This window comes from Undibacterium sp. Tian12W, assembly GCF_049339405.1.
Lineage (GTDB): Bacteria > Pseudomonadota > Gammaproteobacteria > Burkholderiales > Burkholderiaceae_D > Undibacterium.
In genome coordinates this window covers 1-13,887 of the sequence record NZ_JBMPPK010000035.1, presented here as the reverse complement: position 1 = coordinate 13,887, position 13,887 = coordinate 1, and the positions used below count along the sequence as shown (strand labels likewise).

Genomic DNA, 13,887 nt, shown 5'->3' with positions numbered 1-13,887 from the left:
ACGACCCCAATAGCGCCAGATTATAAATACAGATTAAATTAGCCTGGCATTTCAAATAATTAGAGGGTGACTTAACAAAAATCCCGACTCCTCGTCTCCAACTCACCCAGCAAATGCGACAAATCCACCAGCCTCATAGCAATCAGATGCTGCACATTGTTTTCACTCTGCCAGCGCCCATACACCCCAATAAGTGAAGCGCCGTAAATTTCCTTGCGGAACTCTTCAACTACGCTCTGCCAGCAGATCACATTCACGGTCCCAGCCTCGTCCTCAATCGTTAGAAACACCACGCCATTTGCAGTCTGAGGCCGCTGACGCACAATCACAATTCCACAACCACGTGCCAGCACGCCATCAGCACTGACGTGTAATACGTCTGAACTCAGGAATCGCATTTTGCGCAGTCGTTCACGTAGCAATGCCAAGGGATGTCGTCCAAGTGTCAAGCCCAGGCTTTGGTAATCAGCAACGATAGTTTCTCCTTCTGTAGGCGCAGGCAATTCGAGATTTTCTTCAAGAACGCTGGCATCGCGCAAGAGTCCTTTGTCTGGAATACTGACGACTGATTGCCACATGGCCTGACGGCGGTTACCCACCAGGGATTCCAACGCATTTGCTTTGGCCAGAGCCTGGATATCATTTCTGTCCAGTTTGGCTCTGTCTGAAAGGTCATTAACGTTGGTGAACTGCTTAATTGCCCTTGCTTCCTCGATGCGCCAGGCAGAATCTTTTTTGAGACCGCTGATATTGTTGAGCCCGAGCCTGACTGCGGGCTGCTTATTCAGTATAGGTTCCAGACTGGCATCCCAGTTACTGATGCGTACGTCGACATCTCTGACGATGAGACCATGGCGTTTGCCATCCTGTACCAAAGCCGACGCCGAGTAAAATCCCATAGGTAAGCTGTTTAACAGGGCACAAAGGAACGCGGCAGGCTCATGGCATTTCAGCCAACTGCTGGCGTATGCGAGTAAGGCGAAACTGGCCGCATGACTCTCAGGAAACCCATATTCAGCAAAGCCACGTATCTGCCCTATGATTCCTACTGCAAATTCAGGTGCATAACCACGCTCGGCCATCCCTTCAGTGAGCTTTTGTTCAAACTGCTCCAGATTGCCCTTTTTCTTCCAGGCCGCCATGGCCCGTCGCAAAGCATCGGCTTCACCAGCACTAAAGCCAGCCGCGACCATAGCGATTTGCATGACTTGTTCCTGGAAGATCGGCACGCCTAATGTCCTGGACAGGACTTTTTCCATCTCCTTGCTTGGGTAGTTGACTGGATCAATGCCTTGTCTGCGACGCAGATAGGGCTGAATCATCCCACCTTGGATAGGCCCAGGCCGGATGATGGCGACTTCGATGACCAAGTCATAGTAAGTGCGTGGTAGCAACCTTGGCAGCATGGACATCTGGGCTCGCGACTCAATCTGGAAAACACCGACTGTGTCCGCTGCACAAATCATGTCGTAGGTGGCTGGGTCTTCTGCTGGGATGTCTGATAGCTCAAATCGCTCGCCTCGTTGCTCAGGAACAAGGTCAAGTGCCCGCCGTATGCAGCTCAGCATACCAAGGGCGAGGATGTCGATTTTGAGGAGGCCAACGGCATCGAGGTCATCTTTGTCCCACTGAACGACGCTGCGGTTTTCCATGGCAGCGTTTTCTATGGGGACGAGACGGGAGAGTTTTTCATGGGAGATGACAAAACCTCCCGGGTACTGGGACATATGGCGCGGGAACTTCATCATCTTGTCAGCGATATCGGACCACTTCTGGGCAATGGCTGACTCAGGATCGAAGCCACAGTCTGTCATGCGTTGTGCCAGGTTAGCGCTGCTCCAGCCATGACGCACTTCGGTGACCTTTTCAACGACAGACAGATCGATGCCCAGGGCCTTGCCAACATCATGCAGTACACTCTTTGGGCGGTAAGAGATGATCACGGCAGTCAGTGCCGCTCTCAGCCGTCCATACTTGTTGTAGATGTACTGAATCACTTCTTCACGCCGCTGGTGCTCGAAGTCCACGTCAATGTCAGGCGGTTCATTTCTTTCTTTTGAGATGAAGCGCTCAAACAACATGGTGCCGCGTGCCGGGTCCACCTCGGTGATACCCAGGCAATAGCAGACAGTCGAGTTCGCGGCACTGCCACGCCCCTGACAGAGAATGTTCTGACTGCGTGCAAAACGGACGATGTCATACACCGTCAGGAAATAGGGTTCGTACTTGAGATCCGCGATCAGTTTCAGTTCATATTCAAGCTGGAATTGCACAGTTTCGGGAATGCCTGCCGGAAATCGCCAGTTGGCACCGATATAGCTCTCGCGGCGCAAGTAGCTTGTGACGGTTTCACCTGCAGGAACAAATTCCTCTGGATACTCATACTTCAATTCATCCAGGGAGAAGGTACACAGTCTGGTAACCCGCAGGGTCTCATCCAGCGCTTCCCGATTATACAGGTTACCGATGCGCAGCCGCGAGCGCAGGTGCTGTTCCGCATTGGATGCCAGCCGGTATCCGCATTGAGAGATTGGCAATCCATGGCGGATAGCCGTCATGGTGTCCTGCACAGGTTTATAAGAGCGTACATGCATGCACACGTCACCTGTCGCCACCACGGGCAAGCCGTATTGCTCGGAAACTGCATAGACCACATCCTTGTGCCTGTCGTCCTTAGAACGGTTGTGCAGACTCAAGGCGATGCGGGCACGGCCTGGGCAGGTATGCACCAACCAGGCTGCCTGTAACGCCAGGGTGCTGGCATCTACCCCATAGGTAGGGGCCAGTATCAATTGGCAGTCTGGCATGCCTTTTAAATGGGCCAGGTCGCCTTTGGGATGGGCGATGTCCTCTGGCCTGATCAGGTAGGTGCCTTTTTCTGCGCGGGTACGTCCGACCGTGATCAATTCGCACAGATTGCCATAGCCATTCTTGCTCATGGCCAGAATGATGACATTGAAGGCGGGTGTGTGATTTTCTGGGGTGATGAGCATCTGGCTGCCGATGATCAGGTGCAGTCCATGCTTTTTGGCTTCCACATGCGCTTTGACGACACCGGACACACTGCATTCATCCGTGATAGCAATAGCTTGGTAATCCAGTTTCGCCGCACGCTGAATCATGTCTTCCGGCGATGAGGCTCCACGCAGGAAACTGTAATGCGTAAAAGTCTGGAGCTCGGCGTAGGCCGGTAATAGCGATGAGGTCAGCATGACAACTCACGCGTACAAGTCGTGCAAAAACCAGCGCGGATCTGAGCTCCGCTCAAGGTAGACCCAGTAACAGGTTGCATCACTGCCTTGGGCAACGTAGTAGTCGCGTGCTGCCATAGCATCGTCAAACCAGCCACTTTCTATACGTTCGGGCCCCTTAATCAGCTTGAGGGGCGAGTTGTAGAACGGACGGTCATCGCGCATGAGTAGTTGGATGGGATTTTCTAATACCCAGAATGGCCGCTCAAGGTCGATAGAATCTGATTGTTGCTTGGGGCATTTGGTGGAGACAGACACCCAGCAATTGGCACGTTCAGGCCGATGGTCGGCTAACGGCGTAAGCTTCAGTACATTCTCTTTACCCAGGCGAGCGACCAATAACTCCAAAAGGCGATTGTGATCTTCCTGCGAGCCACCAGGCTCAGGGAATAAGGAATCGGTTGGTGGCAACATATCCACCAGTTGCAGGACTTCCAGCCTGAGGGCAATAACGGGAGCCACTAATTCAAGCCGACCGAGTCTCTCTTTCAACAGACGGATCAGGTGATCTTCGTGCCATGCCGGTTCGGCCAGACTGATTTCGAGAACGGATGGCGCGATGGCTGCACGGCCACGCTCATGTTCCAGAAAGAGAACAAAACAGGAAACAGCCTTTTGCACTGACACTAGCCAGCCGACCAGTTGCAATAAAAGGCGCTCAGAACCAAACAACAATGCCTCTGCATGCTCGATACGATCATGCGTCTCCATGCGTGCCGCAAAGGTCAAGGGTGTCTTGATCCATTCAAATAACTCTGGTGCCATGCCAAAGGCTTTGTCTATGGCCTCAAGCAAGAGCTTGTTGGTACGCCTCTGCAATCCTGCTCTCGGCAGCTTGCGTAGCTGACCAATGGTGTCACATCCTATGCCTTGCAACCATTCAAAATGGTCATGTGCTGATGGCAGAAGCAAAACAGGCAAGCATTCCAGCAAGCGTTCCATGGTGCCTGTTTGGACGGTACGCCTGACCTGTTTATATTTCTTGCTGAACGGCACCCTGGAGAGCAGCCATGCGCCCATGGCGGTTGGAGCGGTGCCCATGGTGGCGGTAAATCCCAGCATACGCACGCATTTCTTGATCTGCCTGCAAATAGCCCGTGGGCCACGGAACAGACTCAGACTGGCAGTAACGTCCATGAGGACACAGTAATCATCAGCGTAGGTGACTTCGGGAGTGAACCGCAAAAGCGCCATCGCGATGGTGTTAAAGGCAATGTCTTCTTTGTGGATGTCACGATCTATCATGACCGCGTCGGGTACGACTGCAGCAACACCGCTGCGCCGCATTGCAGGCCGCACTCCGGCAGCTGCCGCCTCTCGGGTTGCGGTAAGGACACGGTCTTGTTCCATTAATACATAGGGGCCAGGCTCAGACCAGGAGGGACGTAGCGCTTCCAGCGGTAGGTATCGCAAGTGCAGGCTGATCCACATGCGCATGATCGTGTTCCGTTGAGTTGGTGTGGCGACTGACAGGCATGTCAGGCAGGTTAATGAAATGGATAAGTTCTGAATGTGGTCCTTGCCGCTTGACGATTTCCACATTGACACCCGCTCGCGCCGGTCGGAGGGCTAAACGAAGTGGTGCCGGTGAAGTATCTCTTTGCGCTGACACTGGACGCATGAGAAAGAAATAAGTGTCGGTCGTCTGTGCTGCCAGGTTCAATCGCCGCAAGGCCTCAGCGCGAATATTCGTTTGCCAGAGCAGTACTGCACCACAGCTACCGTTCTTCAAAATTTGCTCGGTAGTCCACAAGGCATCGGCGGTTGTTTTGGCTTTAAGCCACATGAGCCGTTCGGCGGGCAAATTCCAGCTCTCGCACGTCAGGCCATTGGGGGCATGGGGCGGCTGGATCAAGGCGATGCGCTGTGACCTGGCGATCGTTGCCAGGGCAGGCTTCAAGAGCTGCATTTCCCCGATACCTGCTTGCTGGACTAACAGCTCGATCAACGATGACCGTGGCCAGCCTTCATTGGGTAACTCTGCATCCAGGTCTTTGAAACCAGAGGAAAGCGTCGATGCTTTATAGACAGCCATCTCGCTGGCCCGCCAGATGGCGTGCGGCATGCTACCGAGGACGCTCGACAGATTGGGCGATGTGGGAGACTGGGCAATCATGATTTTGTTGCTGGGAAAATAATTTTTTGGTCGGCTAAATACTGAATGAATGTACAGTATATGCACAAAAAAATTAAATGTCATCTTCATTTCCGTTGTTGATTTCTTGGAAATGGGAGATGGTGGCGGGGAGATTTTCCGCTATGCCAAGTTAACGGATCATTTTTGCAACGATTTAATAATTATTTAAATATCTAGTTTTATTTACATTAAATGAAAAAAGAACGAGCTATTGTTGGATTCATTAAATCATGGCGAAGATGCTGCCGGTACTTGTAAGAAATTGGAGAGAGGGTAAAGCGAGTCTCAATCAGCATATCCATTATGCAGCACAAAATAGTGAAAACCGTGTGCTGAGCTCAGTACCTCTGGCACTAGTAATGCCAAGGTCAACGTACGTCTAAAATTAGTCGAGCGCAATATTGCGCAACCTGCACTTGCAAAACTAGTCCTTTCTAGTACTCCAGATTGGGAGTCGTTCTAACTACTCAATTTTGCGAGTTGATATAGTGCAGATCAGCAAGTTAAGAAAAGACCTGCTACCTGATGGAGCAGGTCTTTTTATGGTGACCTTCCTTATACGACTGAGTTAAACATTTATTTTTATTTTTTTCTCAAGTGAAAAGAAAATATTTAAATAATTTGCCCGAAAAAAAGTGATTTTTGATGCATTTCGAAAGAAAAAAAAATTAAAAAATCGATTCAATTAAATTCGTAAGTCTTTGTTTTCGTTCAGTATTTTACTACTTGCAAGAAAGGATGAAATTGTATAAAGTGGCAAATCTGTTTGAAGCTCAGAGAATTAAATGCAAGAAACCCCGCTTGGAAAATTTCTACGTCAACATCGCGTCAAAATGAACTATTCACAGAGGGCTTTTGCCAGCCTTATTGGTGTTAGTGAGTCCTATCTATCGCGCATAGAAAATGGTACATCAAGCCCTAGCAACAGCGCACTATTAAAGAAATTATCTGAAGCCCTTAACTTAACGCCGAACCTCGCTGCATCGCTAATTTTCGCAGCTCAAACTTCGCAGCGCGTACTTCAACTGCCAGAAGGATTGTGCACTGCAGGGTATTCGACTGCCCATTTATTTGTTCAAACAATCTTATCTTTACAAGATGAAGATTTTTTACAAATCGAGTCAATCTGCAAAAAATATCAAATAAAGGAAAACTGATGAATATAAAACGATAAAAAGAAGGTGGAAAGCAAACGGCCCACCTAAGTGGGCCGCGAAGTACTACGTCATCAACTGGGCAGCTGATGACTGTACTCTACGACTACAATCGACGCTTGTCAAGCGGCGATTGGGTTCGCTCGCGTTCCTCCCAATAAATATCAAATGAAAAAGATCCTTTTTAGGATCGTTGTTTAGGCTCGCCCAGAATAAAGTAAAGGCAAGAAATTGAGAGAAAAAAGAGAGATATTGCGGCTAAGTCTGGTGCAATGCATGTCGAACCGGACCGTTGGAAAAATTTTTGGAGTTTCCCATAACACAGTAGGAAATTTAGTTCGCGCTGCAAAACGTGCTGAGTTAAATTGGGCTGAAATAATGATGCTTGATGACGCCCAATTGGAACAGAAGCTCTTGTCCGAGCGAAAAGCAAAAAATCGGAACATTGCTCGCCCGCTACCAAACATGTTAGAGATTCATGCAGAAATGCAGCGTGAAAATATGACGCTGTATCTTCTATGGGAAGAATATAGGTTGCGCGAGGAAAATGGGTATAAATACAGTCAATTTTGCCACCATTATCGTCAATTCCGAAACACCTTAAAAATATCGATGCGCCAAATTCACAAAGCTGGCGAGAAGATGTTTGTGGATTTTTCTGGAAAACGTCCCAAAATAGTGAATCCCGAAACAGGGGAAAGTGAGAGCGCAGAGCTTTTCGTTGCAGTTCTCGGGGCGTCCAATCTTACTTATTGCGAAGCGTTCCCTAGTCAGACAATTCCACATTGGATCAAGGCCAATGTAAACGCTTTAAAATATTTTGCAGGTGTCCCTAAAATAATCGTACCCGACAATTTGAAATCAGCGGTAAGCAAACCGGATCTTTATGAACCGAAGATTCAAATCAACTATCAGCAATTTGCTGAACATTTTAGAGTGGCAATAATCCCCGCACGGGTTCGTCGTCCAAAAGATAAACCAAAAGTAGAAGGAGCCGTGCTTCTTGTACAGCGTTGGATTTTACTTCGACTGAGATATCAAATTTTTTTCTCAATCGCAGACTTAAATATTGAAATTAAAAAATTGTTGGAAGATTTAAATAATCGACCATTTAAAAAAATTCCAGGATGCCGCCGAACGCGGTATGAGGAAATCGACAGACCTGCTTTAGGTCCTCTGCCAGTTCAGGATTTTGAATATTCACAGATTCGGAAAGTAATTGTAGGCCCTGATTATCATATTGAGCATCTTGGCCACTACTACAGCGTTCCATACACTCTTATAAGGCAAAAAATCGAGCTGCGAATTCTTTCCGATGTAATCGAAATTTTATTTAATGGGAAGCGAGTAGCAAATCAAAAAATAAGCGATGTCGTCGGCGAAAAAACTACCCTTACGGAACATATGCCGTCGCAGCATGTATATTTTCAAATGTGGACTCCAGAAACTATAAGAGATTGGGCGAAAAAAGTTGGCCAGTTTGCCGCCAAATTTGTCCAATATCATCTTGTGGATCGTGGTGAGCCATATGCTGGGCAAAAATCTTGCGTAGGGTTAATTAATCTAAAAAATAAATTCGAATTGGACAGAATCGAGATGGCATGCCGACGGGCATGTGCAATAAAAGTTTTGACTCTCAAATCCGTAAAATCAATATTGCAAAGTGGCACGGAGTCTTTACCACTGCCTCACTTGGAATCTCAAGAGGAAAAATTTGTGCAGCCACCACACACAAATATTCGCGGTCCTAACTATTACCAATAATAACTTTGGGTACAAGGAATAACTATGATGATGCAACACACTCTTGAACGACTGAATTCGCTGAGGCTCCATGGAATGGCAACAGCACTCGAACAGCAACTGACATCGACACATGCAAATGACTTGTCATTCGAAGAACGCATTTCCTTTATTGTTGACAGTGAATTTACCTCAAGAGAAAGTAAGAAAATAACACGCTTACTTCAAGGCGCAAAGCTAAAAGAAAATGCAATGCTGGAGGATGTGATATATAAAAACAGATCCGGCCTGGATAAGCAGTATGTAGCTTCTCTGTCATTATGTGATTGGATTAAGAATCATCACAATTTGATAATCACCGGCGCAACCGGAAATGGCAAAACCTGGCTTGCATGCGCTTTTGCCCAACAAGCATGTCGGAACCTTTTGTCGGCAAGCTATAACTGGACTCCAACTTTGCTGAAGGAACTAGAGGTCGCCCACCTTGACGGCAGCTTCAGAAAACTATTAAATCAATTAACTAAGTTGGATTTGGTAATCATTGATGACTTTGGAATAAAGCCAATTTCTGCGTCTGCTGCACACGATCTACTTGAAATTATTGATGCACGAGTAAACAAAAAATCTCTAATAATTACAAGTCAGTATCCCGTTGAAAATTGGCATAGTTTGATAGGGGACGATACTATCGCAGATGCTCTTTTAGATCGAGTGGCTCATAATTCCCATCGAATTAAATTGACCGGTGAATCTCTGCGAAAACGGAAAAGACCTTTGGAAATATAATTGAAGAGACTAATTCCCAAAAAATAAACAAATCTTGAGTAAAGGGACAGCAATGTCCCTTTTTTTTCCAGATTGTCAGATTACATAAAGCAGGTATAAAAAATAGTGTGGTCAAAAAATATCGTATTCGGTGGTCGCGTTTTACCGGATTAGGTGGTCAAACTAAATGGAATATGCAGTTTGTCGCCTTTTTAATTGCAGCTGCAACGGCGGCTATTGCCTTGCGGATTTTTGACATGGTTGAGGTCATTTTTCAATTCTTTCTATCAGGGTTTTGAGGTAGGCGGGTACGTCTGTGCCTGGTGGAAGAGACTGCAATTTGTCTGATTTGCCAGTTAGCGGATCAATAAATTTTGGTTTTTTTGGTGCATCCAAAACGAAATAACGTCGGTCGTCTTGGTCGTATTTCAGCGGGTTTTTGTCGCCACTCAGAAAAACAAAATTAGCGACGATGCCTGCCATGCTTTCACTGATAGCTTGCACCCAAGGACTCTCTAACTCTGTGACAGTCACAAGGGCGCGGACTATGTCCCTGTAGTTCGTCAGCAGTTTTCATCTACTGGTACGCAGTAGTGAATGCCAGGCAGTCTGTGATCTACGCGCACCCATACGTGTTTCCTGCCGTTGGTGATGTCAGGCACGATTGCGGTAACGACGCCGGATCGCGGGCGGGTTTCCGTCTTGAAGTAGACGCGAGCGCCCACTGTTGGAAAGACTAAAGTAGGGGCCATATCCGTCGAATATTTGCTGACTTTGAGATTGATACTGTGCCGATAAAGTACAGTGTCGGGGGAGGCGGTAAGGCCGTAGATAGAATGGAAGTAATTATCTATTCATGGGATCGGGGAAGTGACCCGGTTGGATTGTTCTAGAAAGACTCGGCTTGCCATTTGTTTGGCAAGCCGTTTTTTGATTCTTTGTGCGGATTTAAGCAGCTTGCATTGAGGCTTTTAAGCCTGGGCATTCCAACGTGTTACCTAAGAATATTGCTTCTGTTCCTCGATATCTATTTTGCGCACAATAGCTAAGGCTATAGCTCACAAATTGATATTTTTTATATAGTTCCCTAATTTCAGGTACGTCATCATAAGAAATCATGACATGCTGCTTAATTTTCGCTGCAGCTTTTGCTACTTTAGAATGATCGTCATGTTTGTAATGATGCTCATATAGGTCGCCACCTTTTACATAATATGGCGGATCTAAATACACTAAAGTTTTTTTTTGCAGAGTTGGTACTACTTCTTTTAATAGGGTTACAGCATCCAAATTATATAAACTGATTCGAGAGCGGTGTTCGCCTATAAGTTGAATTCTATTTATCAGATCTTCTTTTTTAAAGCGAGCATCGATTTTGAAGTTGCCATCTTGATTTTTGCCCCCAATCACACCAGCATTTAGTATCCCAGACCGATTTGTCCGATTTAAAAAAAAGGTGGAAAATCCTAATGTTAAGGTGTCAGCATCCGCTTTGTTTTTTTGGATTTCGCGCTGCTTAATCCAGGTTTCCATGTTAATTGGGGTGTCGGATATTTTCTTACATAGCTCATCGGTGTCGTTTAATACAGAATACCAAAATGACCAGACTGAAGGATCGATGTCGTTAATATGAACATGAGCAGCATATTCGTGTATTGCAAGCGCCAGCGCAATTGATGACCCTCCTGCATATGGCTCAACATAGTCACCGTCCATCAGTTCATTGTGGCGAAACAAAGCTTTTACGTACTCAATAAGCTTATTTTTACCTCCGGGATATCTCAGAGGGGAATGAAAGTTTGCCACAATTTCTCCACATAACGATTTGCCGTAACTTTATAGAAAACGGATGTAACTGGCCAGCAAAATTTCTATGTGTGTGCAATCTCAAACATGAAACTAGAAATATTGTCCCAAATGAGTTGCAATTCACTCTGTAGAGGATGTCCGTGCCTGCTATGAACGAATGCATGTAATGTTGTTATGCTAGTAGAAGTGGCGCGATCCGCTGGATCATCACTAGCAAAGCGATTTATTAGGTCGATTTGATTTTTGTCTAGCTTGCCTTGGGCTTTTAAAAAATCGAGAGCGCCTTTAGTTTTTTCGGCTAAGGTAGGTCTTTTTGATTGTAGCTGAATAGAATTTCGAGCTATATAGTCATCGAGGCTTAATTCAAAGAATACTCTCAAAAGGACGGCAACAGAATTTGGATTGGTTTCAACTCGGAGCCGCCTCAATTCTTGATAGATTTTTTGTAATCTGGGGCTCGTTTGATTTGTACGAATAACAAATGTGCTTGGAATAAGAGTTGCTCTTGCCCGATTGGGGTTGCGTGTCTTTGGCGAGGGCGCTGAAGTCGGCGTTTGTGGCGGATTGTCTATGTCAACGCGCCAGGGCGCAACTGCGCTATTTTTTGACGGTAGGTCTTTTGAGGCAAATTGTGCCAAGTAATTCTGACGGTTTAGTTTTGACTTCAGTGAAGTAACATTCCACTTCCCTGTTGCTAGATCATGGACCACTTTCTTAATGCCTTTTGCAAGTTCATCGACTGGCACGGTAGCATCTAGCTTGCCTCCAGACAAAGTCAGTCCAAGAGCGGTTCTAATTGCAGGGTCTCCCAAAACTCGGTTTAGTGTCGATATTGGAAACGGTCCTCGACTGGTTAAGTCTTCTTCAGTGAACCAATTGTTCGCTTTGCCAAAATCCAGAATGTTTAATCCTGCATCACCTTTTCGGAACCTTGCTCTTTGGATGCCATCCCATGGAACAGTTCCTGCTCCCTCATTTTCACCTGTGTGCTTCAGCTGAATCCATACATCTGCTTCTTCTCGCGTTTCAAAAACAAATACTTGCAGCTTGGAAATCGCCGACTTGCTGACTTTCGACGCCAGGCTCTTCATTTTTTTTATAAATGGACCTGCGCCAGCATCAGCTGGAATCGAGTCAAGCAACACGGGTTTATTTAAAACCTTGAGCACAGCCGTTCTTCTGTTGCCTTCAACGACAACATAATCATTTTTTCCTGTAGGAATGGCTGCTACGATATCTATAGGGTTTTGCCCGTTAGACACAATGTGTTCTGCAAGAGCGATTGTCTTTGCGGTATTGTCTAGGAGTATTCTTTCTAGTGCTTCCCGTTGGTTTTTTTGTGGCACATATCGCGGATTTTCTAAGTCAAATGTGAGTTTAGTGATTGGAACTGTGATATTCGACATAAAGAATCCTATCGGTTGGTTGGGCTACTTGGATTTGTGTATCCAATTGTAAAAATGGATTATATTATTGTCTATATAAATATGTAAAATATTGTGTTTTTATATTTAATATTTTTTGATGGAGTGGATTATTACCGTGCAGGTCAGATTGCGTTTGTAGCACACATTTAAGTGTTCTTGGCTAAGAAGAATTTGCAGATAAACAATGGTGCAATTAAAATTGACTAACTGCCCATAGAGTTGTCAACAAAGTTATCAACAAGCAAGATATAAAAGTTATCCACAGGAAATTCATCATTTTTGGGTAAATTATTGACCTATCTGTGGATAACATTGTTGATATTTCAAGTAATTACACCTATATTTTGTATATGCTGAACCGATAAAAAATATGGCTACTAAGAAAACAATTCCAAGAACGAAGTGGTCAAAGGAGCAGCTTGAAAAATACATCCGAAAAGAATCATTGGTAACGCCTAACGTGATATTTACAGAGCATGTTTTAGTGCAAATGAAAAAACGGAAAATTTTACAGGCGTGGGTTTTTGAGACGCTTCGCAAGGGCAGAATTAAATTGCATCCAGAGTTTGATTCGTTTAAGGGAGATGTTAAATGCAGAATGGAGTACTTTGTGGCAGGAACGGACGTGAGGGTTGTTGTTGCTATAAGTGATGACGATCCAAATTTGGTGCTTGTAACTGCTATTTAAAAATTAAGGAAATACTATGTATCATTATACCGACGGAGGACTGCGCAATGTATGGCTGACCAACGGGTACATTGAGCACAAAACAAAATATGGTAACGGAGTTTCGTTTCAAGATTCGGATGGATTGACTCAAGCGATTTGCAAAGCATTGAGTCACAAGCCAGGAAAGTTAACCGGCGCAGAATTTCGTTATATTAGAAGTAGTATGCTTTTATCTCAAAAATCATTAGGGAAAACACTCGGCTATAGCGAGCAGGCTGTTGCGAAGTGGGAGAAAAACGGAAAGATACCTAAGGCAGTCGAATTTTTTATTCGATCTTTGTATCTTGCGAAACATAATGGCAATGCAAAAGTTTGCTCGATGATAGATGTTTTAAATTTGATTGACCGTATTGCAAATACCAAAATTATCGTTTCAGAAGCAAGAAATAAATGGGTCTCAAAGTTTGAGGATCAAGAGTTGGAAGCTGCCTGAACGGTAATGCGGCTTTATTTTATGACCCGCTTCGGCGGGTTTTTTCTTAGTCTTCCCAGATTATCGTTACCTGTTTATTTATCCAAATTCTTAAAGAGTCGTTCTTTGCATTTAGTTCCTGAACGTATTCGCCGGTCCTTATATTTGTTCCAGTTTTGCCGCTTGGGTAGTAGCTTTCGTTTTTATAGATGATTGATGCTGCCTGGCCTGCAAAAAATTCCACGTCAGCGAATTGTTTGCCGATGTTCTTATTGTTTAAATCGAATGCTTGTGCGGTGATTCTTCGCATTTTGATGTTCCTTTGTTTGCTGGCTAAATAAATAAGGTAATCCCCCGGCTCTGCCGGGGGACTCCTCAAGGTTTGACCTATACGGCGGTCGGTTTGAAACTTCTATCTCTACCAAAAGAAGGAGTTTCAAGATGAAAGAGTATCAAAGT

Annotated in this window: 12 protein-coding genes; 5 read left to right on the top strand and 7 right to left on the bottom strand. The window is 45.5% G+C overall.

Annotated features, from left to right (window positions below):
- Window positions 1–71: 71 nt before the first annotated feature.
- From ACO0LI_RS28870 to imuA, 3 genes are read right to left on the bottom strand one after another with little or no spacing between them, the layout of a single operon-like run.
- Window positions 72–3,212, bottom strand: a complete 3,141-nt coding sequence (locus ACO0LI_RS28870) for an error-prone DNA polymerase (protein ID WP_423037157.1) — start codon at window positions 3,210–3,212, stop codon at window positions 72–74.
- A gap of 6 nt (window positions 3,213–3,218) precedes the next feature.
- Window positions 3,219–4,688, bottom strand: a complete 1,470-nt coding sequence (locus ACO0LI_RS28865) for a Y-family DNA polymerase (protein WP_423037155.1) — start codon at window positions 4,686–4,688, stop codon at window positions 3,219–3,221.
- A complete protein-coding gene (imuA, locus tag ACO0LI_RS28860) occupies window positions 4,621–5,367 on the bottom strand; it encodes a translesion DNA synthesis-associated protein ImuA (protein WP_423037153.1) in 747 nt (248 codons plus the stop codon). Before imuA ends, ACO0LI_RS28865 begins: the two co-directional genes overlap by 68 nt.
- 806 nt (window positions 5,368–6,173) lie before the next feature.
- Here imuA and ACO0LI_RS28855 point away from each other — a divergent pair.
- The 3 genes from ACO0LI_RS28855 (at window position 6,174) to istB (ending at window position 9,071) form a co-directional block, all read left to right on the top strand.
- Entirely contained in the window at window positions 6,174–6,545 is a 372-nt protein-coding gene (locus ACO0LI_RS28855; RefSeq protein ID WP_423037151.1) for a helix-turn-helix domain-containing protein, read from the top strand.
- Window positions 6,546–6,809: 264 nt separating this feature from the next.
- On the top strand, window positions 6,810–8,306 hold the full coding sequence (gene istA, locus ACO0LI_RS28850) for an IS21 family transposase (RefSeq protein WP_423037203.1): 1,497 nt from the start codon (window positions 6,810–6,812) through the stop codon (window positions 8,304–8,306).
- Between the two features lie 24 nt (window positions 8,307–8,330).
- On the top strand, window positions 8,331–9,071 hold the full coding sequence (gene istB / locus ACO0LI_RS28845) for an IS21-like element helper ATPase IstB (protein WP_423037149.1): 741 nt from the start codon (window positions 8,331–8,333) through the stop codon (window positions 9,069–9,071).
- A 246-nt stretch (window positions 9,072–9,317) separates the two neighbouring features.
- Here istB and ACO0LI_RS28840 read toward each other — a convergent pair whose 3' ends face one another.
- The 3 genes from ACO0LI_RS28840 to ACO0LI_RS28830 form a co-directional block, all read right to left on the bottom strand.
- Complete coding sequence (locus ACO0LI_RS28840; RefSeq protein ID WP_423037147.1) at window positions 9,318–9,533, bottom strand: hypothetical protein; 216 nt, start codon at window positions 9,531–9,533, stop codon at window positions 9,318–9,320.
- A gap of 465 nt (window positions 9,534–9,998) precedes the next feature.
- Complete coding sequence (locus tag ACO0LI_RS28835; RefSeq protein ID WP_423037145.1) at window positions 9,999–10,856, bottom strand: DNA adenine methylase; 858 nt, start codon at window positions 10,854–10,856, stop codon at window positions 9,999–10,001.
- Window positions 10,857–10,921: 65 nt separating this feature from the next.
- On the bottom strand, window positions 10,922–12,265 hold the full coding sequence (locus ACO0LI_RS28830; protein WP_423037143.1) for a hypothetical protein: 1,344 nt from the start codon (window positions 12,263–12,265) through the stop codon (window positions 10,922–10,924).
- Window positions 12,266–12,656: 391 nt separating this feature from the next.
- On the opposite strand from ACO0LI_RS28830, the gene ACO0LI_RS28825 reads away from it, so the two are divergent.
- Together ACO0LI_RS28825 and ACO0LI_RS28820 are read left to right on the top strand one after the other, a co-directional pair.
- Window positions 12,657–12,974, top strand: coding sequence for a DUF4258 domain-containing protein (locus ACO0LI_RS28825; protein ID WP_423037141.1), 318 nt, complete (start codon window positions 12,657–12,659; stop codon window positions 12,972–12,974).
- Window positions 12,975–12,990: 16 nt separating this feature from the next.
- Window positions 12,991–13,449: a hypothetical protein gene (locus ACO0LI_RS28820; protein WP_423037139.1), complete on the top strand. Its 459-nt coding sequence runs from the start codon at window positions 12,991–12,993 to the stop codon at window positions 13,447–13,449.
- 46 nt (window positions 13,450–13,495) lie between these two features.
- Here the strand turns inward: ACO0LI_RS28820 and ACO0LI_RS28815 are convergent, their stop codons facing one another.
- On the bottom strand, window positions 13,496–13,738 hold the full coding sequence (locus tag ACO0LI_RS28815) for a hypothetical protein (RefSeq protein ID WP_423037137.1): 243 nt from the start codon (window positions 13,736–13,738) through the stop codon (window positions 13,496–13,498).
- Window positions 13,739–13,887: the final 149 nt, after the last annotated feature.

Excerpts from the sequence above, each read along its gene's own strand:
- imuA (WP_423037153.1), bottom strand. The coding sequence starts at position 5,367 with ATGATTGCCCAGTCTCCCACATCGCCCAATCTGTCGAGCGTCCTCGGT.
- ACO0LI_RS28855 (WP_423037151.1), top strand. The coding sequence starts at position 6,174 with ATGCAAGAAACCCCGCTTGGAAAATTTCTACGTCAACATCGCGTCAAA.
- ACO0LI_RS28825 (WP_423037141.1), top strand. The coding sequence starts at position 12,657 with ATGGCTACTAAGAAAACAATTCCAAGAACGAAGTGGTCAAAGGAGCAG.
- ACO0LI_RS28865 (WP_423037155.1), bottom strand. The coding sequence starts at position 4,688 with ATGCGCATGTGGATCAGCCTGCACTTGCGATACCTACCGCTGGAAGCG.
- ACO0LI_RS28820 (WP_423037139.1), top strand. The coding sequence starts at position 12,991 with ATGTATCATTATACCGACGGAGGACTGCGCAATGTATGGCTGACCAAC.
- ACO0LI_RS28840 (WP_423037147.1), bottom strand. The coding sequence starts at position 9,533 with ATGGCAGGCATCGTCGCTAATTTTGTTTTTCTGAGTGGCGACAAAAAC.
- ACO0LI_RS28870 (WP_423037157.1), bottom strand. The coding sequence starts at position 3,212 with ATGCTGACCTCATCGCTATTACCGGCCTACGCCGAGCTCCAGACTTTT.
- ACO0LI_RS28830 (WP_423037143.1), bottom strand. The coding sequence starts at position 12,265 with ATGTCGAATATCACAGTTCCAATCACTAAACTCACATTTGACTTAGAA.
- ACO0LI_RS28815 (WP_423037137.1), bottom strand. The coding sequence starts at position 13,738 with ATGCGAAGAATCACCGCACAAGCATTCGATTTAAACAATAAGAACATC.
- istB (WP_423037149.1), top strand. The coding sequence starts at position 8,331 with ATGATGATGCAACACACTCTTGAACGACTGAATTCGCTGAGGCTCCAT.